The sequence below is a fragment of the Burkholderia sp. AU6039 genome, from assembly GCF_002223365.1.
Classification (GTDB): Bacteria; Pseudomonadota; Gammaproteobacteria; order Burkholderiales; family Burkholderiaceae; genus Burkholderia.
Map to the genome: position 1 here is coordinate 655,765 of NZ_NKFK01000007.1, position 19,233 is coordinate 674,997.

The following is a 19,233-nucleotide window of genomic DNA, read 5'->3' on the forward strand; positions in this document are numbered from 1 at the left end:
ATGACTCTCGCATTTCCGGATTCCGCTTTCCGCGCGTCGCGCCACACCGTATCGGCTGCGTTGCTGCTCGCACTCGCGATGCCGTATGCGGCGTTCGCACAGGGCACACCCGTCTCCGGCGGCACGCTGACCTGGGGTGTCGAAACCGAGCCCCGCACGCTGAATCCGCAACTGAACGGCCAGGACAAGGTCGAGCTGCTGCTGCGCAACGCCTACGAAAGCCTGCTCGCGCAGAAGCCCGACGGCAGTTACGTGCCGTGGCTCGCGACCGGCTACAAGGTCTCGGCCGACGGCAAGACCTACACGTTCACGCTGCGCGACGGCGTGAAATTCACCGACGGCGCGCCGTTCGACGCGCAGGCCGTCGCCCGCAACTTCCTGAACGCGCGCGAACTGTCGTACTCGGCCGGCAGCCAGCTTGCGCGGCTGATTTCGCACGTCGCGGACGTGAAGACGCCCGACGCGCACACGGTCGTGATCGCGCTCGACGCGCCGTATACGCCGTTCCTGACGTTCGCCGGCCGTCTGCCGCTGCTGTCGCCGAACGCGTTCGGCCGGCCGAGCCTGAAGTCGGGCGGCACCGACATCGCGGGCACCGGCCCGTTCATCCTGAAGCGGTACGTGAAAGGGCAGGAAATCGAGTTCGCGAAGAACCCCGACTATCGCTGGGCGCCGCCGACGGCGGGCCACCAGGGCCCCGCGTACCTCGACCGGATCGTCTACCGGTTCCTCCCCGAATCGTCGGTGCGCACCGGCGCGCTGTTGTCCGGCCAGGTCGACGTGATCGAAGGCGTGTCCGGCAACGACGCGGCACTGATCCGCAAGAACGCCGATTTCACGTATCGCCGCGCGCTCAATACCGGCACGCCCTACTCACTGTTCCTGAACGTCGACTACGGCCCGACCCGCGACGTGAAAGTACGCCGCGCGCTGCTCGAAGGACTGGACGCGACCGGCATCGTGCAGTCGATCTACCGCGGCGAGCGCACGCGCGCGTGGGGGATCACGTCGCCGATCGATCCGCTCTACGACGCCGCTGTCGAAAAGACCTACGGCAACAATCCGAAACGGGCGAACCAGCTGCTGGACGAAGCCGGCTGGCAAGCACGCGACAGCAGCGGCTACCGGACCCGCGACGGCGAACGCCTGACGATCGCGGTGATCCAGGCGCAGGCGACGGTACGCGATCAGCGCGACGTGCTGCTGCAGGCACTGCAGGCGCAGGCACGGCAACGCCTCGGCGTCGACCTGAAGATCCAGTACGTCGACGACGGCACGTACGTCGAAGCGCGCAAGAGCGGCAAGTTCGGCTCGATCGCGAACTCCAACACGCCGCCCGACGGCATCGACATCGAGGGCCACTACCTGCCGGTCGATCGCGGCGGCGCGCTGAACTACAGCCGTGCGGCGGCGCCCGAACTGACGCGCTGGTTGCAGGCGGCCGCGCGTACGCAGAACGTCGCGCAGCGCAAGCAGTCGTACGGCGAGCTGCAGCGCTTCGCGATCAACGAACAGGCGTACGCGGTCCCGCTTTACGAACCGGAAGACCAGATCGCGGCCGCGAAGGCCGTCCAGGGGCTGCGCTTCCGCTCGTTCGCGCAGATGCCGGAGAACCCGTACGACGTGTGGGTGAAGCAGTAAGCCGGCGCGCAGCAGCCCGCTTTTGCATCACGGTTCGCGCCGACCCGACAGGAGATTTCCCAATGAGCCATTCGACCTCCGCTCCCGCCTCCCTCCCTGACGCACGGCCGGCCGCGCCGTCGCCGGCCGCATGGCGGCGCTGGCCGGGCTCGCCCGTCGTCACACGGCTCGCCACCGGCGTGCTCGTGCTGTGGGCCGCGATCACGCTGTCGTTCGCGGCCGTGCATCTCGCGCCGGGCGATATCGTCAGCATCCTGATCGGCGAGCAGTTGAGCACGCCCGAGATCGAGGCCGCGATCCGCCAGGAATGGGGACTCGACGAACCGCTCGCACTGCAATACGTGCACTACCTGTGGCGCGTGCTGCACGGCGAGTTCGGCCGCTCGTACATCCTGAACACGGACGTCGCGCCGCTCGTGCTCGGGCAGCTGTGGCCGACGCTGAAGCTGACGGGCGCGGCGCTCGTCGTGACGATCGTGTTCGCGGTCGGCCTCGCGGTGCTGACGGCCGGCCGCCGCTGGGCGGGGCGCGCCGCGTCCGGCGTCGAACTGCTGCTGGCCTCGACGCCGTCGTTCTGGCTCGGAATCATGCTGTTGTTCGTGTTCAGCTTCACGCTGAAGCTGTTCCCGGTGGCCGGCGATCGCGGCTTCGCGTCGCTCGTGCTGCCCGCGCTGTCGCTGGGGCTCGCGCAGGGCGCGGTGATCGGCCGCGTGCTGCGGCAAGGCATCGAGCGCGCGCTCGACGAGCCGTATGCGCTGACGGTGCGCTCGTGGGGGATCGGCGGGTTCGCGCTGCGCGTGCGCCATGCGCTGCGCCACGCGGCGCTGCCGGCCGTCACGCTCGCCGGCTGGCTCGTGGGCGGGCTGCTGAGCGGCGCCGTGATCACCGAGCAGGTGTTCGGCCGGCCGGGCCTCGGCAAGGTGACGGTCGACGCGGTGCTGTCGAAGGACATGCCGGTGATCCTCGCGATCGCGATCCTGTCGGCCGCGATCTACGTCGCGCTCAGCACCGCCGTCGATCTGCTGTACCTGCTGATCGATCCCCGCCTGCGCGAACGCCGCGCACGGCATTGAACCGGAGGCACCGATGTCCGTTCCCGTCGATCTCACGTTGCGCCCGAGCGCGACCCGCGGCACGGCCGGCTGGCTGTCCCGCCATCCGGGGCTGGCGCTCGCCGCCGTCTATCTGCTGCTGAACGTGGTCGCCGTCGTCGCGCCCGGCTGGCTCGCGCACGGCGATCCGCTCGCCGCCGATCCGCTGTCCGCGCAGCTCGGCAGCAGCGCCGAGCACTGGCTCGGCACCGACCAGCTCGGCCGCGACATCTACTCGCGCGTCGTGTATGGCGCACGCTACTCGCTGTCGATCAGCGTGGCCGCGATCGGCGTCGCGACGCTGTTCGGCACCGCGCTCGGGCTGCTCGCCGGCCTCGCCCGCGGCTGGCTCGACGAGCTGATCACGCGCGTGCTCGACGTCGTGTCCGCGTTCCCCGACCTGCTGCTCGCGCTGATGCTGATCTCGTTCACCGGCCCCGGCGCGGTGAACCTGGTGTTCGCGCTCGGCGTCGCGTCGGTGCCGCGCTTCGCGCGCGTCGTGCGCGCGCAGACCTTCGTCGTCGCATCCTCCGGTTACGTCGAGCACGCGCGCACGCTCGGCCTCGCGCCGGCGGTGCTGGTCTGGCGCCACGTGCTGCCGCACGCGATCGCGCAGGTGCCGGTACTCGCGACGATCGGCCTCGGCACCGCGATCATCGGCGCGTCGGGGCTGAGCTTTCTCGGCATGGGGCCGCAACCGCCGGCAGCCGAATGGGGGCTGATGCTCGCCGAGGGCCGCAACTATCTGTACAACGCGTGGTGGATCGCAGTGTGGCCCGGCCTCGCGATCACCGCGGCCGTGATCGCGGTGAATGCGCTCGGCGGCTACTGGCAGGCGCGCTTCGAGCGGCGGGAGGCAGCATGAGTACGATCGGCGCCGTGTCGCAGCCGACGCCCGCGCGTGGCGCGCCGCTGGTCCGCATCGAGCAGCTGACGGTCGGGTTCCGCGGCGCGCAGCCCGTCGTCGGGCCGCTCGATCTCACGCTGCATGCCGGCGAATGCGTCGCGCTGGTCGGCGAGTCGGGTTCCGGCAAGTCGGTGACCGCGCGCAGCCTCGTCGGGCTGAACGGCCCGCATGCCGCGATCGACGCAGCACGCTTCGACATCGCCGGCATCGACGTGCGCCGCCATCGGGAACGCGACTGGCGCGCCATTCGCGGCCGCCGGATCGGCTATGTGCTGCAGGACGCGCTGGTGTCGCTCGATCCGCTGTGGCGCGTGCGCGACCTCGTCGCCGAAGCGCTGCACGATACGCGGCGGCGCGACATCGCAACGCGCAGCGCCGACCTGCTGCGCTCGGTCGGCATCGACGACCCCGAGCGGCGGCTGCCGCAGTATCCGCACCAGTTGTCGGGCGGCTTGCGGCAGCGCGTGCTGATCGGCACCGCGATCGCGGGCGGCGCGGCGCTGCTGATCGCCGACGAGCCGACCACCGCGCTCGACATGACCGTGCAACGCCAGATCCTGTCGCTGCTGCGTGCGCGCCGCGATGCCGGCGACGCGGTGCTGCTGATCAGCCACGATCTCGCGGTCGTCGCCGAACTGGCCGATCGCGTGCTCGTGATGCGCGGCGGCCGGATCGTCGAGCAAGGGCCGGCACGCGACGTGTTGAGCGCGCCGACGCATCCGTACACGCGGCAGCTGCTCGCGGCGATTCCCACTGCCGCGTCACGCGGGTTCCGGCTCGCAGCCACCCCGCGCGTGCCGCTGCCGCCGAAGCGCATCGATACGGGCACGCCGGTGCTGGCCGTCGACGCGTTGACGAAACGCTACGGCGGCCGCGACACGCCGGCCGCGGTCGACGGCGTGTCGTTCACGCTCGCGCGCGGCGAGACGCTCGGCATCGTCGGCGAATCCGGCTCCGGCAAATCCACCGTCGCGCGAATCGTGCTCGGGCTCGTCGAACCGGACAACGGCACCGTCGCGCTCGACGGCCAGCCGTGGAACGGCGTGCCGGAAGCCGCGCGGCGAGCGCGCCGCGCGCGGCTGCAGTTGATCGCACAGGATCCGTACAGCTCGTTCGACCCACGCTACTCGGTCGGGCAGATCGTCGGCGAAAGCCTCGATGTGGCCGGCATCCGTGGCGACGCGCGGCGCCGCCGCGTCCTGCAGCTGCTCGACGAAGTCCAGCTCGGCGCCGGTTGCATCGACCGGTATCCGCGCGAACTGTCCGGCGGCCAGCGGCAGCGCGTCGCGATCGCGCGCGCGTTCGCGTCGAATCCGGCGCTGCTCGTCGCGGACGAGCCGGTCAGCGCGCTCGACGTGTCGATCCAGGCGCAGGTGCTGGACCTGCTCGCCGACCTGCAGGCCGAGCACGGCACCGCGATGCTGTTCATCTCGCACGATCTCGGCGTGGTGCATCACGTCGCCGACCGGATTCTCGTGATGCGGGGCGGCCGCGCCGTCGAAAGCGGCCCTGTCGACCGGGTGTTCGGCGCGCCGTCGCACCCGTACACCGCATCGCTGCTCGACGCGCTGCCGCTTCTGCCCGACGCCCGTGCGGCGTCGCCGCTGCCCGCCGTCGCCTGACCATGGCTTTTCACCGAGCCGCTGCCATGCGCCGATCGACGCCCGCCTCTCGCCGCCGGATCCATCCCGGCGCCATCATCCAGCGCGCGGCCGGCAACATGTCTGCGTAGCGGCACCCGGGTGCGGTCGCTGACGCGAGCCTCTCGGGCTTCCGTATCCGCCGAACCGGCACGCACGCGCGGCAGCGAGTCGTGCGCGTGGCCGGGCCTTGCGTGACGGTTCCGTGCGCAGTTGCACGGTACGAATCTTTCGCCCGGGAATATCGAGCAGGATCGGGAGATCCGGCAAGGGCCGCCAGATCAGCTCGATGGTCGCCCGATGCCAGTCGAGGGAGCCGTGCGAACCGTTCAGGCGCGCGACGGTCATCCCGCACGGTGCAGCGCGAGCAGCGCTTCAGCGGTATTCGACGCCGGCCCGATCGACCGACTGACTGCGCATGGCCATTGCCACGGCCCACGGCCCACGGCCAAACGCATGTTCAACCGACAAATCGCGCTTCGACACCGCTGCGCACCACCAGGTCGAAGCGCTCCGGACGAATATGAAACACGGTGGATTCACACGTGCGGCCGTCGGCCAGACGTGACGTGCGCCGCAACACGAGCAGCGGCGCCTGCCTTGCAGTCTTGAGCCACACGGCGATATCGTCGGGCGCGGCCACGGCCGTCACCGACATGTCGGCGTCGGCAATGCGCCAGCCGAGCAGTTGCTCCAGCAGCTCGTAGGTCGGCAGGCTGTCGGCCCGCGCAAAAGCGACGTCGCTCGCTTCGGGCAGCAGGCAGGTCTGCGCGAGCGCGATAGGCTCGTCGTCGACCCAGTGCAGGCGTTCGAGATAGACGCAGCGCGTGACGTCGGCGGCGAACGCGTGTCGCAGGCCGGGCGGCACGTCGCACGCCTCCATGCGCAGCAGTTCCATCCGTGCCTTGGCCCCCTGTCCCGCGATCGAATCGTGCAGTCCACGCAGCACATCCAGTCGATGCCGCAGCCGCTGCTTGGCGGCGAACGTGCCCTTGCCCTGCTTGCGCTCGACGACTCGCGCGTCGGTCAGCCGGTCGAGCGCGAGCCGGACGGTCACGCGACTCACCTGAAAACGCTCGCTCAATTGCGACTCGGACGGCAGCTTGCCGGTCGGCTCGTACGCGCCTTGCTCGATCTCATCGCGCAGCGTCGTCGCGATCTGCTCGTAAAGCGACGTCGCATCATCACGCAACAGCGTCATCGAATCTTCCTCTCCGTGCCCGGCTCGCGCTATGCGCGAATCCTGATTTCGATATGAAAAGCAATTGGATCGACCAACTTGTATTAATACGTATTATGACATCTCGATAGACGATCGGGCCTGCTGTCCCAGGGCCCGACGCACGGGGAGCATACCAGTGACTGAAAACGCAATCGGCACGCCGCCGCTCGACAGCACGCACGCCAGCCGGCCGCCATCGGCCGGATCGCCGGCGACGCGACACGCCGATCCGCACGCGGCCGGCCGATCGCATCGCGCGCACTGGCGTGCCGCGATCGGCTTCGCTGCAGCGTGGCTCGCGTTCTTCGCGATCGCCTGGTGGCTGCCTGCCCCCGCGCATCTGTCCGCGGAAGGCAAGGCGACACTCGCGGTGGTTTCGTGGGTCGCGATCGTGTGGATCACCGACGCGGTTCCGGTCGGCGTGAGCGGCATCCTGTTGCCGATGCTGCTCGTGCTGTCACACGCGAGCCCGTCGTTTCCGAAGGCGGCCAGCGGCTTCGCCGCGCCCGTCGTGTTCCTGTGCCTCGCCGCGTTCCTGTTCTCCGCGATCATGCAGGCGTGTGGACTCGACCGCCGCATCGCCCTGTTGCTCCTCGATCGCCTGAAGGTGCGAACCGCCAACGGCGTGATCTGGGCCATGTTCGCGGTGAATTGCGTGATGGCGCTCGTCGTGCCGGCCGCGAATGCACGGGCCGCTACGCTGCTGCCCGTCACGAACGGGATCGTCCGGCTGTTCGGCGAGTCACCGCGCGAGCGTGCCGCACGCAAGGCGATCGTGATCCAGACGCTCGTCTACGGCGCGATGATCAGCGGCATGTGCATCCTGACGGCCCACCTGCCGAACATGGTCGTGTCCGGGCTGCTCGAGAAACAGCTCGGCATCCGGATCTCGTATCTGACGTGGCTCAAGCTCCAGTGGCCGTACCTCGGGATGTTCGCGATCACGCAAGCCTGGGTGCAATTCCATTTCCGCTCGCGCGCCGTCGCGATTCCCGGCGGCCCGGGCGCAATCGCGGCCATGCGCCGCGCGCAACGACTGGGCCGTGCTCATGCTGTTGGCCGCCGTCGCCGTGTTGTGGGCGACCGAGCCGCTGCATCACCTGCCGTCGGAAATCGTCGCGCTGATCGCGCTGGCGCTGCTGTTCGCGCCCGGCGTGCTGCGCTTCGGCTGGGCCGAAGTCGAACAGCGCACGATCTGGGGCACGCTGTTCCTGCTGGCCGGCGCGCTGTCGCTGTCGTCGGCGATCAGCGCGTCGGGGCTCGCGAGCTGGGCCGCCGATCACATCTATGTCGCCGCGCGCGGTCACGGCTGGTGGTTGGCGATCGCGATCGTGATGCTCGGCACGCACGTGATCCGCATCGGCATGCTGTCCAACGTCGCGGCCGTCACGATGATCGCGCCGATCGCGCTCGCACTCGCGCCGCGCCTCGGGCTGCATCCCGTCGCCTTCACGATGCTCGTCAGCGACACCGACAGCTTCGCCTATCTGCTGCCCACGCAGATCACCGCGGGCGTCATCGCGTACAGCAGCGGCGCGTTCTCGACGGCCGACTACGCGAAGGTCGGCGCGGTGTCCGTGCTGATCGCGATCGTCTACGGCCTCTGCGTGATTGCACCGTGGTACGCGTACATGGGCATTCCCGTCTGGGACGCGAGCGCGCCCTGGCCGTTCGCGCATTGAAGCGCCCGAGTTCCATCGCCATTTCTTCCGGATTGACCATGAACGAATCCAACGACGCCCTCGATACCGTCGATGCCCGCGCCGCCGCGCTGCGCGACCGCCTGGGCCCGCACGTCGCGCCCGAAGGCCTGTATGAGCGCCACAAACGCCTGCCGTTCGCCGGACGCGTGCGCTGCAACGTGGCACAGCTCGAAGCCGGCGCATGGAGCGAGATCGTGCTCGATTACGAAGTCGGCTCGTCGGGCATCGCCGACGGTGGCTGGCTGAAGGCCACCTTCAAGTTCTATTCGGATTGGGCGCTGTTCCAGACCAGCGACCCGGGCGCCGCCAACTACATCAGTGCCGAGTACCATGCCGCACCACCCGTGCCGGGCCAGAGCCCGGCCACCGTGCAGGCGCTGAACGTGCGCTTCGACCAGAAGGGACACGAGCGGCCGTTCCAGAAAGCCGTGATCGTCGACGTCGTCGACGGTTACGTGAATGCCGGCGACCGGATCGTGATCCGACTCGGCGATCGCCGTCGCGGCCCCGGCACGCGCGTGCAGACCTTCGCCGAGGACAACTTCCGGTTCCGGCTCTACGTCGATCCGCTCGGTACGTCGCGCTTCGTCGCCGTGCCCGGAGACATCTCGATCGACATCCGTGCCGGCGCACCTTCCGACGTACTCCTGAACGGCCCGCGCTTCGTGCGGCCCGGCACGCGCGCGCCCTTCCGGCTATCGCTGCAGGACCGCTGGGGCAATGCGTGCCGAGACGCAGGCGGCACCGCGCGCGTCGTCGCATACGACGCACGCGGCGAAGCCGTCTACCGACGCGAGCACGCGCTGCCCGATGCCGGGCTCGCGACCTGCGCGGTCGACGACCTGCCGGTCGATGCCGGCACGCTGCGCATCGTGGCCGACATCCCCGCCCGCCCGGACGTGCGCACGGCCGAAACGTGGCTCACGAGCGACGCGTCGCTGCCTGCGCCCCGTGCGTGGTACGCCGACCTGCACGTCCACGCCCACGATACGGTCGGCACCAACAGTCCGGCGTACAACGCGCGCTATGCACGCGACATCGGCGGCATCGACGTGCTCGGCTATACGGCGAACGATTTCCAGATCACCGACGAGAACTGGCAACTCGGTGTGGATGCGGTCGAGCAGTTCAACGACCCGGGCCGCTTCGTCGTCTATCCGGTGCAGGAATGGTGCGGCAGCTCGACCGCGGGCGGCGACCACAATGTCGTATTTCTCGGCGACGCGCGGCCGGATTTCCCGTACAACGCGCGCGGCGAGCACAACCGCACGCTGGTCTGGAACGAGGACATGAAGGGCAATGCGGTCGAGCTCGGCCGCTGGCCCGTCGAGGAACTGTGGGATGCGTATGCGGACGATGCCGCGCATCATCTGGTGATGCCGCACGTCGGTGGCCGCCGCTATATCCCCGACTGGCACCATCCCGAGCTCGAACGGCTCGTCGAGATCGCGTCGTCGTGGGGGCACTTCGGCTGGCTTTACCAGGACGTGATCGCGCGCGGCTATCGGCTCGGCGTGGCGGCCAGCGGCGACGAGCATCGCGGCCGGCCCGGCGGTGGCGCGCCCGGCGTGCAGGTGTTCGGCGTTCGTGGCGGCCTGACCGGCGTGCTGGCCGAATCCCTCGACCGCCGCAGCGTCGGCGAGGCGCTTCGCGCCCGTCATACCTGGGCGACGACGGGAGAGCACACCGCACTGCTCGTTCAATGCGGCGAATTCCGGCAAGGCGACGCGTTCCGGCATCGCGGGCCGGCCACGCTCGATTACCGCCTGCTCGGCAATGCAGGCTGGGAATACGTGGCGGCCTACGACCATACCGGCGTGATCTGGGAGCGCGATCTTCACGCGGAGCTGGGATACGCGCAGCGGCACATCCGGGTTCGCTGGGGAGGTGCACGCATTCGCGATCGCTATCGCTGGGCCTCCTGGCGCGGCACGATCCGCGTTCTGAACGGCACGATCCACAATTTCAGGTCAAACGGTTTCGAACACCTCGAGGAGGCGGCCTGGCGTTCCGGAACGACCGACATTGGCTTCGCAAGCGATACGTACGGCGATGCCGACAGCGTCGAGATTGAAGTGGGCGGCCTGGCCCATGCCACGATCGTCGTCGAAGGCACCATTGACGGTTTCGTCAAGGTAGGCGATCCGCTGGCCGGCAATCCGTTTGCGCATGCGCCGACGTTCCGTCATGAGATTCGTGGCGCGGATCTGCTGGCAGCCGGCTCCGCGACGCACCAGCTCGGTGGCACCGAGCTGTTTCTCGCCATCGAACGGCTGACTGAGCAGACGTTGCCGACCGACCTCTCGGGAAGCATCGAGATCGCCCCGGCCAACGCCTCGTTCGGCCACCGTCCCGTGTATTTCTTCGGGCGGCAACGTGATGATGCGAAGGTCTGGTCTTCGGCGCAGTTCATTACGTTCGACGATTGAGCGCGTCCGACTCGACCCACCTTGTCACCGGGCTCTTGCGACGGTCTTTCCGACGCTCGCCCGGTGACGATCGCGCCAGCAAACCGTCGAATATTCTCATCACTTCGAGCCTGTCTCGACCGGCAAAGCGGCCTCACGCGCGCCGTTCACCCACCATCGCCACCCCACCCGGACGCATTCATCGGCCTTCGAACGCCTAGGGAAAATCCGGAGACATCCTTACAGCGATTTACCTGATGATTCATGGAAGCGTCATGTTACGGCGATTCAGGTGTCCGCCAAGCTTTCAATTCGCGTCACGAAACCGATGCCGCCGCGCGGCGCATGCGATGACCGAAACCTGAAACGGCAGCCGCCGGCGAATCGTCAGGTGTTCAATACTTTCAACAACCCGGTCGAGAGTAATCGTGAGATTCCGTGGCCCGCTGGTGCGGTGGAGACGAGGCGATGCGCGAAACCTGCGCGCTACGATCGCGTCCTCCGACGACAGTGGCGGCGGCCCAAGCCCTCGCCTGCCGCTGTCGATCTACACCATCCTGTCCCGCCGCTCCGTTCGCCGCCACAACGCCGTCGCCGCGCGTGCGTACGTCGCGATCCATACCGACGACGTGGCATCGCTGCTGCCTTAGCGCCCCGCCACTTTCCCTGACTCCGTTCGACCCATTCGCCGTGTCACCCGACCGGTGACGGGATCGGCTCGCACTGCGTTTCCTTGCAAGCCGGCTCCTGATCGAACGGACTCCTGATCGCCGCGCACCACGCTCGCTCGCCGCGAGCGACGGTTGCGCACGCCCGCTTCATCCGATGAACCATCGCGCCACGACCCGCGCCTTGCGGCTCGCTACGCGCACCGAAATGGAAGACTCCGTCATGCGAATCCGCACGCTTCGCCGCGCCCTTGCAACCGCCGCCATCCTGTCGGCCGCCGCGGCTGCCGGCACGACCGCCCACGCGGCCGGCGAACTGAACATCTACAACTGGTCCGACTACATCGCGCCGGACACGATCCCGACCTTCCAGAAGCAGACGGGCCTGCACGTCCGCTACGACAACTACGACAGCGACGACACGCTGCAGGCAAAGCTGATGTCGGGGAATTCCGGCTACGACGTCGTCGTGTCGACCTCGAACTACATGGCCAAGCAGATCCAGGCGAGCGTCTACCAGCCGCTCGACAAGTCGAAGCTGCCGAACCTCGCGAACCTCGATCCGCTGCTGATGAAGATGGTTGCCGATGCCGATCCGGGCAATCGGTACGGCGTGCCGTGGGCGTACGGCACCGACGGCATCGGCTACAACGTGCAGGCCGTGAAGAAGGCGCTCGGCGACAAGGCGCCGGTCGACAGCTGGGCGCTGGTGTTCGATCCGGCCAACATGGCAAAGCTGAAGAGTTGCGGCGTGTCGTTCCTCGACCAGGCCGTCGACGTGTTCGCGGCCACGCTGCAGTACATGGGCAAGGATCCGAACAGCACGAATCCGGCCGACTACCGCGCCGCGTACGAGGTGCTGAAGAAGGTGCGCCCGTACATCACGCAGTTCAACTCGTCGGGCTACATCAACGATCTCGCGAACAACGACCTGTGCGTGGCGTTCGGCTATTCGGGCGACGTCGGCATCGCGCACCGTCGTGCCGCCGAAGCGAAGCGCCCGTACGAGATCGGCTTCGCGAACCCGAAGGAAGGCGGGCTGCTGTGGTTCGACATGATGGTGATCCCGAAGGATGCGCCGAACCGCGACGCCGCATTGAAGTGGATCAACTACGTGCAGGATCCGAAGGTCAACGCCGGCATCACCAACGCGGTGTTCTATCCCACCGCGAACAAGGCCGCGCGCCAGTACGTGAAGCCCGCGATCGCGCGCGATACGTCGGTCTATCCGCCCGACGAGGTGCTGAGCAAGATGACGCTGCTCAAGCCGATGCCGCCGGAGATTCGCCGGCTCCAGAACCGGCTGTGGGCGCAGTTGAAGACGGGGCGCTGAAAGATGAGCAATGAACGTTGAACGGCGCGCAGCCAACCGCGCGACCGATCCGCCCTGCCGGCCGCCTGCGCCGGTAGGGCGCGCACCACGCCGCAACGTTCAGCCCGACGACGCGTCCCGTTCGTTTCCACGGCAGTACTGCGGCTCCGGCAGCGTGTCCGCCGCCTGCCGCACCTGGTCGACGAGCCGGGGACCGAACAGCGCCTTCTCGAGGAGCAACCGAGTGACGGGCGACACTGCGATTTATCTTTTTCCACCCCGTGGCACCGCGAACCGCAGCAACGCGACGCATATCGACACGATGCCAGCAAACATCCGCCATATGTTTCGCAATCCTTTCAAGGTGACCTGAAAGAGGCGGCGCATGAAGTGCAGGCTACGTCGTTTCTCGGGCGGCAGGCGCTTGTTCATGCCAAACGACTTGGCCGTCGTTAGTGCGATCTTGCCGCCGACGACAACGGAAAACAGGATGTAATAGATCCATCGATAGTGCTTCGCCCTTTGATCATCTTTGATCTTCGCCAGCAATTTCTCCTGCTGGCTGCGAGATGCAACGAGCGCTGCGACGACACATTCGCTGGCAAACCAGGTCGGATTCAACGCCTCGTGCCGGATGTCCCGCCCATCGAGCTTATCGGGAAACGCGCTACAGAACGCTATCGGCGTAACCAGGCACCGCGACGAAGGTAGCGGCAGTCGGCTGACCTGGTCGTTGATCCGCGTGATCGGGCACATGCCCTCGTTGCGCGTGGCAATCTCGGTTCGCAGTGCCGTGATCTGCTCCGCCGTCAGGTGCTGCCCGTTGATCCTGTACAGATCAGCAGCGTCAAGCGGCCCCACCTTGGCAAATACAGCCGGAACATATGTCGAGTAATCGAGCAGGGTTTGCTGCACACTCGAAGCCCAGCGACAGGACAAGCGATCGCCCTGTCCGCTCTGCTCGCACCATGACTCGTACCGCTCTGCCTGCTTGAGCAGATAGGTACTCGCTTGCTGCATATCGCGCGAATGCTCCTGTAATGACTGGGCATGCCGGTTCGACTGCGAATCGGCCACAAAGAAAATCCCTGCCAGCAGCGCAGCCGCGTACCAGACGTGATCGTAGACATGCCCGAAGCCATCGCCGAGCGACAGCAGGTCGGCGAGCACCAGCACGCCGCACCATCCCGCGACGAGCCCCAGCCCCACCAGCGCCAACATCCCCCAGCCGCTTCCCAGCACACCGCTTCCGCTGATGACAAACGAATCGGGTGCAAACGAAACCGCAGGCCACCAGCCCAGTAGCACCAGCAAGCCCGGCAGCACGAGGATCGACAACGCAAGGAATGCGCCCTTCTTCCGGCCGAGGACATACCCTGTCGTCACATATAAAAGTGCCAGCACCAGCAGGAATATCCAGAGCATGGCCAGAATGGGTAACATCGCTTCACCTGGCGACCAATAACTCGATACGATCTGCCCCTGTGCGTTCTGCTCCACGATATTCGACGATGCGAGCCCGAGCCCTTCAAGACTTTGCTGGATATTCCAGGCACCGCCTTTCAATATCACGTAATACGGATATATCAGCCAGCCCAAATATTTACCAAGAAAATACCCCAACTGCTCCGCCACAACATAAGCAATATGGTCCATTTATTCAATCCATAAAATTATCACAACCATCGATCCGGAAAATTCGATTAAATTCGAACCCATTCTAGACTCGATAAGTCGAAAATAACAATATATGGAATTTTTTAATATCTGAAATAACCAGATGCTTTATTCGCATTCACCGCCGCGCAAATTATTTCCGGCTGGCGCGCGGCCATGGGAAACGGGCCAGCCAGCCCGTTCTCGGCGCCTCTTCAATATTCGGCAGCGCCACCTCGAAACGACCTCAGAACCGGTGAATGATCCCCGCACCGAATGCGAACTGGTTTCCGGTTGACGACGGCACCGTATTGAACCCGTCGCCCAACGTCGCGGTCGCGTCGACGATGCTGCCCGCGCCGCTCGTACCGAGCGTCTTGCCCTTCGCGTGCTGGTACGCTTCGAGCAGGTACAAGCCCGTGCGCTTCGACAGCGAGTAGTACTGCGACAGGTTGAACTGGTGATATTGCGCGCTGTCGGTGATGCCGTTCGATTCCGTCGCACGCGTGTACGCATAGCCCGCACCGAAATCCCAGATCGTCGACGGCTTCCAGTGCAGCACCGCGCCGGCCGTGTTGAACACGGCAGTATTGAAGAACTTCGACGCCGCGCCCGGAATGTATTCAGTGTTGGTGTAGGTCGCCGTCGCATCCCATGCATCGCTGAACCGGTAGCTGAGGCCCACCGCGAATCGCTGCTGCGCCTTCGCGGTCTGGTAGCCGTTCGTGACCGCCGACACGCCGATCTGCGAGCCGCCGTTCGATGTCGTCGAGTTCGCCCCCCACGTGCCGCCGGCCGTATTCGAGTTGTTCACGCGCTCGAACGCGACGCCGGCACCGAACGGGCCGGCCGCGTACTGGATGCCGGCGGCCCATGTCGAGCCCGCGTTCGTGCTGCCGGCCACGCCGCCGAGCGAGTAGGACCCGCTCAGCGTCACGCCATACCATTTCTGCGACGTGTACTCGATCGTGTTGTTCGCACGGTAGATCGTATCGAGCCCATCGACATCGCCCGGATGCGCGCCGTAGTAGCCGGTGATCCACGTGGTCGGGCTGAACGGCGACATCGTCTGGTAGTACGACGCATATTGCCGGCCGGCGGTCAGCGTGCCGTACGTCGCGTCGGTCAGCCCGACCCACGCCTGGCGCCCGAAGATCGCATCGGTGTACTGCGCACCGCCAGTCGCCGAATTGAAGCCCGATTCGAGCGTGAAGATCGCCTTCGTGCCGCCGCCGAGATCCTCGCTGCCCTTCAGCCCGAAGCGGCTGCCGGCCCACACGCCCTGGTTCATCCTGACGACCGACTTCCCGCCGCTCGTCGAGCCGACCGTCGTCGCGTTGCTCTGGTAGCCGATGCCGTTGTCGACGATCCCGTACAGCGTAACGCTGTTCTGCGCGAACGCCGGCGCGACGACGGCCAGCGCGACGCCGGACGTCAGCGCCATCCGCAATGCCTGTTGCTTCATGTATCTGTCTCCTTGCTTGTTTTCTCGAGTGGATGCGTTGTCTTGATGGCTGCGTGCCGCCCGCTCGGGGACGTTACGGACGATAGGCCCGCCAGCCGTTGCCGCCCGTACAGACGAGCTGCGCGCCGCTGACCCGGCACTGCGCCTCGTAGCCCGACGAGTACAGCCATTCACCGGCCCAGTGCAGGTCGACGCTCGGGTCGGCCTTCGGCGTATCGGCGACGAAGTTCGCCGCGTCGTCCGTGCTGCCGCTGCCCGTGTAGCGCGCGGTGGCCGGGTACGGAAACACCGGGCGCGTGCGGGTCGTATTGCCGTTCGCATCGACGATCGACGCGACGATCCGGCCTGGCGTCGCGCCCGTCTCGGTCCACGTCATCAGCGGCGTGAGGACATCGAACACGTCAGGCCCCTGCCCGCCGCCGCAGTGCGCGACGCCCGGGAACAGGTAGAAGCGGGCGAAACGGTCGACCTGCGTGTCGCCCATGGTCTTCTTCATCGCTTCGTAATACGCGATGCTCGAGCGCGGCGAGATGTGCTGATCCTCGAGGCCGTGCCACAGCAGCAGTTTGCCGCCGCGGCCGGCGAAGCGGCCCAGATCCGGGTCGGTCGCGGCCAGGTAGTTCGACATCGGCACCGTCTTCGCGAACGCGTCGAGCGTGAACTTCAGGTCGCCGATCGTCGCGGACGGATACGACGCGTTGTCGTAGTCGAGATAGCGCAGGAACGGCAGCACGAAGTTGATCGTGCCGCTCGGCGCGGTGGCGGTGGCCGGCACGAACAGGCTCCAGTTCAGCTCCGAGCCCCATTCGCGCGACACCAGCGGTTCGAGACGCGTGCCGTTGGCCGTGGTCGCGCCGTCGTGGATGCGCCCCACGACGTAGGCTTCCTGAGGCGTCAGGCACGTCGCGGTCGATTGTCCGGCCGCGCACACCAGCGTCGCGGGATCGAACCGGCACGCGCGCGGGTTGTCGATCACGCCGTCGACCACGCCATCGAGCCCGTCGCACGCCTTCAGCACCGCGGCATGCAGCATCGGCAGCTTGCCGGCGAGCAGGATCGCGTTGCCCGTCTTCGGGTCCGTGTTGACCGCGGCCGGCCACGCGTGATGGAACGTGTTCTGCACGATCAGGTCGTTCGCGGGCGCGCCGGCCGCGATGCCGTCGAAGTCGTCGGGAAAGCGCTGCGCTTCCATCAGCGCTTCGCGCCCGCCGTCCGAGCAGCCGTCGAAGTACGCAAAGCGCGCGGGCCGTGCGTAGAACTTGCCGATGATCGCCTTGGCCACCTGTGCGGTGGCATGCTCGGCGCGATACGCGAAGTCGAGCTTCGCTTTCGGGTCGAGCGCCCATGAGCCATCGTTGCCGCCTTCGTGGCCCATGTCGGTCGCGGCCATCGCGATCGTCCCGTTGGTCACCGGCACGCAGGTCGACGCCATCGGCGCGTTGACCGACAGGTTGCCGCACAGTCCGCCGCAGCCCGTCTGCAGATAGCGCTGCGTCCAGCCCTGCGTCGGCAGTTGCAGTTCGAACAGCGACGCGCCCGGGCCGATCGTGCCTTTCACGTCGCACACGGGAGCCGGCAGCGTGTTGTTCCCGACGACCGTGCCGGCGGGCAGCAGCACCGCCGACGTGATCGTGACGGTGCCGTCGGTCACGCCGCTCAGGTCGAGCGCCGCGACGGCCGGGCACGACATCGCCGGCATCACTGCCGGAAGACTGGCGAGGCCACCGGCCGCGCTCGCGGCACTGGCCGCATTCGACCAGCCGGCCAACATCGCGCACAACCCCATCACGCCGATCGCCAGCATCCGGATCAGCGCATCGCGCCGCATGCCTGCCGCGCGACGCCACGCGCGCACGCTCCACCCTGCCCTGCAGTTCGTCTGCATTCCTGTCTCCTGTCGTTCTGGTTGGCTTGCCGCATCGTCGTCACGCGGCGATGCGGCGACTTCACGAAACGTCTGCGATACCTCAGGTGAATCGAATCTTCATGCGACCACCCTCTTCATCAGCATAACTAAGCTCACCGCGTACATGCGTTGCGAAGAAGACCGATTCCCATCTGATCCGTTTATCGACTCCAGCGCGCCACCTCCGCGGCCGCGCCCGTTCAGCCCTACGCCGGCTCCATCCCGTGTTCGCGCTTGACGCGGTCGGCGTGCGGCGACGCCACGCAAGCAAGAAACCGCACAGCCGCTGCACGATCGTGGGCCGTGCGACACACCGCCGCGGAAAATACCGTGACGAACTGAACGGCTTCCGGCAGCACGCCGACGACGTCGATGCCCGGCACGTGCATCAGCTCGCTCAACTGCTGGAAACCGAGATCGACGTCGCCTGCCGCGATCAATTCCCCGACCGGCATGCCGGGCGGCGCCTGGACGATGCGCGGCGCGATCGCCTCCGCGATTCCCCAGCGCTCGAACAGGCGATTCAGATGCGCGCCGCTCGGCCCCGTCGAATAGCCGATCCGGCCCGCGCGCAGGATCGTGTCGCGCACATCCGCTTCGGTGCCGATCTCTGGCCGCGCCGCGCCTGCCGGCACCGCGACCGCGATGCCCGAACGCGCGACATCCACCCGGCTGCTCGCGTCGACATGACCATCGGCCGCGAGCCGCTCGATCGCATCGGCTGCGAGCACGACGAAATCGAACGGCTCGCCGGCCCGCACGCGCCGTGCGGCGTCGACACCGCCGACGGACGTGATCGACACGCGACACCCTGTTTCGTCCGCATGCGCGGCCGCCAGTCGCGCCAGCACCGCCCGCGTCGCCATCGACGAAATGCCCGTGATGGCCGTCGCCGCGCCTGCGGTCCGCATCATCTCCACCGCCCGCATCAGTCGATATAGCGCAGGCCGGCCTGGCGCAGCGGCTCGCGCATGTCGTACATGTCGAGGCCCAGCACGCCCGACGCGAGCTTCGCGCGTTTCGCCGCTTCGTTCGTCTCGCGTGCGACCGCCTTGTCGAGCACGTCGGCGGCACGCGCGGCCGGCACCACGACCACACCGTCGTCGTCCGCGACGATCACGTCGCCGGGATGGACGAGCGCCCCCGCGCACACGACCGGCACGTTCACCGAGCCGAGCGTCGCCTTGATCGTGCCTTTCGCGGAGATCGCCTTGCTCCACACCGGGAACTGCATCGCGTCGAGCACGGCGACGTCGCGCACGCCCGCGTCGATGATCAACGCCTGCGCGCCGCGCGCCTTGAAGCTCGTCGCGAGCAGGTCGCCGAAATAGCCGTCGGTGCAGTCGGCCGTGATCGCCGCGACGACCACGTCGCCCGGCCGGATCTGCTCGGCCGCGACGTGCATCATCCAGTTGTCGCCCGGGTGCAGCAGCACGGTGACAGCCGTACCGGATGCCAGCGCGCGCGGGTAGATCGGCCGCATGTACGGCTTCATCAGGCCCGTGCGGCCCATCGCCTCGTGTACCGTCGCCGAGCCGAGCGCCCCGAGCCGCGCGGCGACGTCCACGTCCGCGCGGTGGATCGTGCGGTAAACCACGCCGAGTTCGTTCATGA

15 protein-coding genes and 1 pseudogene are annotated in these 19,233 nt (G+C 67.3%); 9 read left to right on the forward strand and 7 right to left on the reverse strand.

All coding sequences use genetic code 11. The features are described from left to right. The 4 genes from CFB39_RS34940 to CFB39_RS34955 all read left to right on the forward strand — a co-directional run bounded on the left by CFB39_RS34940 (nucleotide 1) and on the right by CFB39_RS34955 (nucleotide 5,261). Complete coding sequence (locus CFB39_RS34940; RefSeq protein WP_089476392.1) at nucleotides 1–1,641, forward strand: ABC transporter substrate-binding protein; 1,641 nt, start codon at nucleotides 1–3, stop codon at nucleotides 1,639–1,641. Nucleotides 1,642–1,703: 62 nt separating this feature from the next. Further along, on the forward strand, nucleotides 1,704–2,714 hold the full coding sequence (locus CFB39_RS34945) for an ABC transporter permease (RefSeq protein WP_089476393.1): 1,011 nt from the start codon (nucleotides 1,704–1,706) through the stop codon (nucleotides 2,712–2,714). A 13-nt stretch (nucleotides 2,715–2,727) separates the two neighbouring features. Next, nucleotides 2,728–3,597 (forward strand): ABC transporter permease, encoded by an 870-nt coding sequence (locus tag CFB39_RS34950; RefSeq protein WP_089476394.1) that lies wholly within the window; start codon nucleotides 2,728–2,730, stop codon nucleotides 3,595–3,597. After that, nucleotides 3,594–5,261, forward strand: coding sequence for an ABC transporter ATP-binding protein (locus CFB39_RS34955; protein ID WP_089476395.1), 1,668 nt, complete (start codon nucleotides 3,594–3,596; stop codon nucleotides 5,259–5,261). The genes CFB39_RS34950 and CFB39_RS34955 overlap by 4 nt, the downstream gene beginning before the upstream one ends. A gap of 478 nt (nucleotides 5,262–5,739) precedes the next feature. On the opposite strand, the gene CFB39_RS34965 is transcribed toward CFB39_RS34955, so the two are convergent. Continuing rightward, the gene (locus tag CFB39_RS34965; RefSeq protein WP_089476397.1) at nucleotides 5,740–6,480 is read right to left on the reverse strand and encodes a GntR family transcriptional regulator; all 741 of its coding nucleotides are present in this window, start codon (nucleotides 6,478–6,480) and stop codon (nucleotides 5,740–5,742) included. Nucleotides 6,481–6,637: 157 nt separating this feature from the next. Here CFB39_RS34965 and CFB39_RS41040 point away from each other — a divergent pair. The 5 genes and pseudogenes from CFB39_RS41040 to CFB39_RS34985 all read left to right on the forward strand — a co-directional run. Continuing rightward, a pseudogene (locus tag CFB39_RS41040) lies at nucleotides 6,638–7,435 on the forward strand (SLC13 family permease); the annotation flags it as partial. Nucleotides 7,436–7,550: 115 nt separating this feature from the next. Further along, nucleotides 7,551–8,183 (forward strand): SLC13 family permease, encoded by a 633-nt coding sequence (locus tag CFB39_RS41045; RefSeq protein WP_256991537.1) that lies wholly within the window; start codon nucleotides 7,551–7,553, stop codon nucleotides 8,181–8,183. A 38-nt stretch (nucleotides 8,184–8,221) separates the two neighbouring features. Next, entirely contained in the window at nucleotides 8,222–10,633 is a 2,412-nt protein-coding gene (locus tag CFB39_RS34975; protein ID WP_089476398.1) for a hypothetical protein, read from the forward strand. A 428-nt stretch (nucleotides 10,634–11,061) separates the two neighbouring features. Next, entirely contained in the window at nucleotides 11,062–11,262 is a 201-nt protein-coding gene (locus CFB39_RS41050; protein WP_373452579.1) for a hypothetical protein, read from the forward strand. Nucleotides 11,263–11,503: 241 nt separating this feature from the next. Continuing rightward, nucleotides 11,504–12,613: a polyamine ABC transporter substrate-binding protein gene (locus tag CFB39_RS34985; RefSeq protein ID WP_089476400.1), complete on the forward strand. Its 1,110-nt coding sequence runs from the start codon at nucleotides 11,504–11,506 to the stop codon at nucleotides 12,611–12,613. Nucleotides 12,614–12,712: 99 nt separating this feature from the next. Here the strand turns inward: CFB39_RS34985 and CFB39_RS40420 are convergent, their stop codons facing one another. The 6 genes from CFB39_RS40420 to ligK all read right to left on the reverse strand — a co-directional run bounded on the left by CFB39_RS40420 (nucleotide 12,713) and on the right by ligK (nucleotide 19,231). Continuing rightward, nucleotides 12,713–12,850 (reverse strand): hypothetical protein, encoded by a 138-nt coding sequence (locus CFB39_RS40420; RefSeq protein ID WP_179257780.1) that lies wholly within the window; start codon nucleotides 12,848–12,850, stop codon nucleotides 12,713–12,715. Nucleotides 12,851–12,856: 6 nt separating this feature from the next. After that, nucleotides 12,857–14,248 carry a hypothetical protein gene (locus CFB39_RS34990; RefSeq protein ID WP_089476401.1) on the reverse strand — a complete coding sequence of 464 codons (1,392 nt, stop codon included), beginning with the start codon at nucleotides 14,246–14,248 and terminating at the stop codon, nucleotides 12,857–12,859. 247 nt (nucleotides 14,249–14,495) lie between these two features. Beyond that, nucleotides 14,496–15,713 (reverse strand): porin, encoded by a 1,218-nt coding sequence (locus tag CFB39_RS34995; RefSeq protein WP_089476402.1) that lies wholly within the window; start codon nucleotides 15,711–15,713, stop codon nucleotides 14,496–14,498. A gap of 73 nt (nucleotides 15,714–15,786) precedes the next feature. Next, entirely contained in the window at nucleotides 15,787–17,598 is a 1,812-nt protein-coding gene (locus CFB39_RS35000; RefSeq protein WP_089476403.1) for a tannase/feruloyl esterase family alpha/beta hydrolase, read from the reverse strand. Nucleotides 17,599–17,825: 227 nt separating this feature from the next. After that, the gene (locus tag CFB39_RS35005; RefSeq protein WP_089476544.1) at nucleotides 17,826–18,533 is read right to left on the reverse strand and encodes a substrate-binding domain-containing protein; all 708 of its coding nucleotides are present in this window, start codon (nucleotides 18,531–18,533) and stop codon (nucleotides 17,826–17,828) included. A gap of 14 nt (nucleotides 18,534–18,547) precedes the next feature. Beyond that, on the reverse strand, nucleotides 18,548–19,231 hold the full coding sequence (gene ligK / locus CFB39_RS35010; RefSeq protein ID WP_089476404.1) for a 4-carboxy-4-hydroxy-2-oxoadipate aldolase/oxaloacetate decarboxylase: 684 nt from the start codon (nucleotides 19,229–19,231) through the stop codon (nucleotides 18,548–18,550). Nucleotides 19,232–19,233: the final 2 nt, after the last annotated feature.

What these genes read in the sequence shown, in the direction of transcription:
- CFB39_RS34955 (WP_089476395.1), top strand. Translation starts at nt 3,594, where the DNA reads ATGAGTACGATCGGCGCCGTGTCGCAGCCGACGCCCGCGCGTGGCGCG.
- CFB39_RS34985 (WP_089476400.1), top strand. Translation starts at nt 11,504, where the DNA reads ATGCGAATCCGCACGCTTCGCCGCGCCCTTGCAACCGCCGCCATCCTG.
- CFB39_RS35000 (WP_089476403.1), bottom strand. Translation starts at nt 17,598, where the DNA reads ATGCAGACGAACTGCAGGGCAGGGTGGAGCGTGCGCGCGTGGCGTCGC.
- CFB39_RS34965 (WP_089476397.1), bottom strand. Translation starts at nt 6,480, where the DNA reads ATGACGCTGTTGCGTGATGATGCGACGTCGCTTTACGAGCAGATCGCG.
- CFB39_RS34950 (WP_089476394.1), top strand. Translation starts at nt 2,728, where the DNA reads ATGTCCGTTCCCGTCGATCTCACGTTGCGCCCGAGCGCGACCCGCGGC.
- CFB39_RS41045 (WP_256991537.1), top strand. Translation starts at nt 7,551, where the DNA reads ATGCTGTTGGCCGCCGTCGCCGTGTTGTGGGCGACCGAGCCGCTGCAT.
- CFB39_RS35005 (WP_089476544.1), bottom strand. Translation starts at nt 18,533, where the DNA reads ATGATGCGGACCGCAGGCGCGGCGACGGCCATCACGGGCATTTCGTCG.
- CFB39_RS34940 (WP_089476392.1), top strand. Translation starts at nt 1, where the DNA reads ATGACTCTCGCATTTCCGGATTCCGCTTTCCGCGCGTCGCGCCACACC.
- CFB39_RS34990 (WP_089476401.1), bottom strand. Translation starts at nt 14,248, where the DNA reads ATGGACCATATTGCTTATGTTGTGGCGGAGCAGTTGGGGTATTTTCTT.
- CFB39_RS34995 (WP_089476402.1), bottom strand. Translation starts at nt 15,713, where the DNA reads ATGAAGCAACAGGCATTGCGGATGGCGCTGACGTCCGGCGTCGCGCTG.
- ligK (WP_089476404.1), bottom strand. Translation starts at nt 19,231, where the DNA reads ATGAACGAACTCGGCGTGGTTTACCGCACGATCCACCGCGCGGACGTG.
- CFB39_RS34975 (WP_089476398.1), top strand. Translation starts at nt 8,222, where the DNA reads ATGAACGAATCCAACGACGCCCTCGATACCGTCGATGCCCGCGCCGCC.
- CFB39_RS34945 (WP_089476393.1), top strand. Translation starts at nt 1,704, where the DNA reads ATGAGCCATTCGACCTCCGCTCCCGCCTCCCTCCCTGACGCACGGCCG.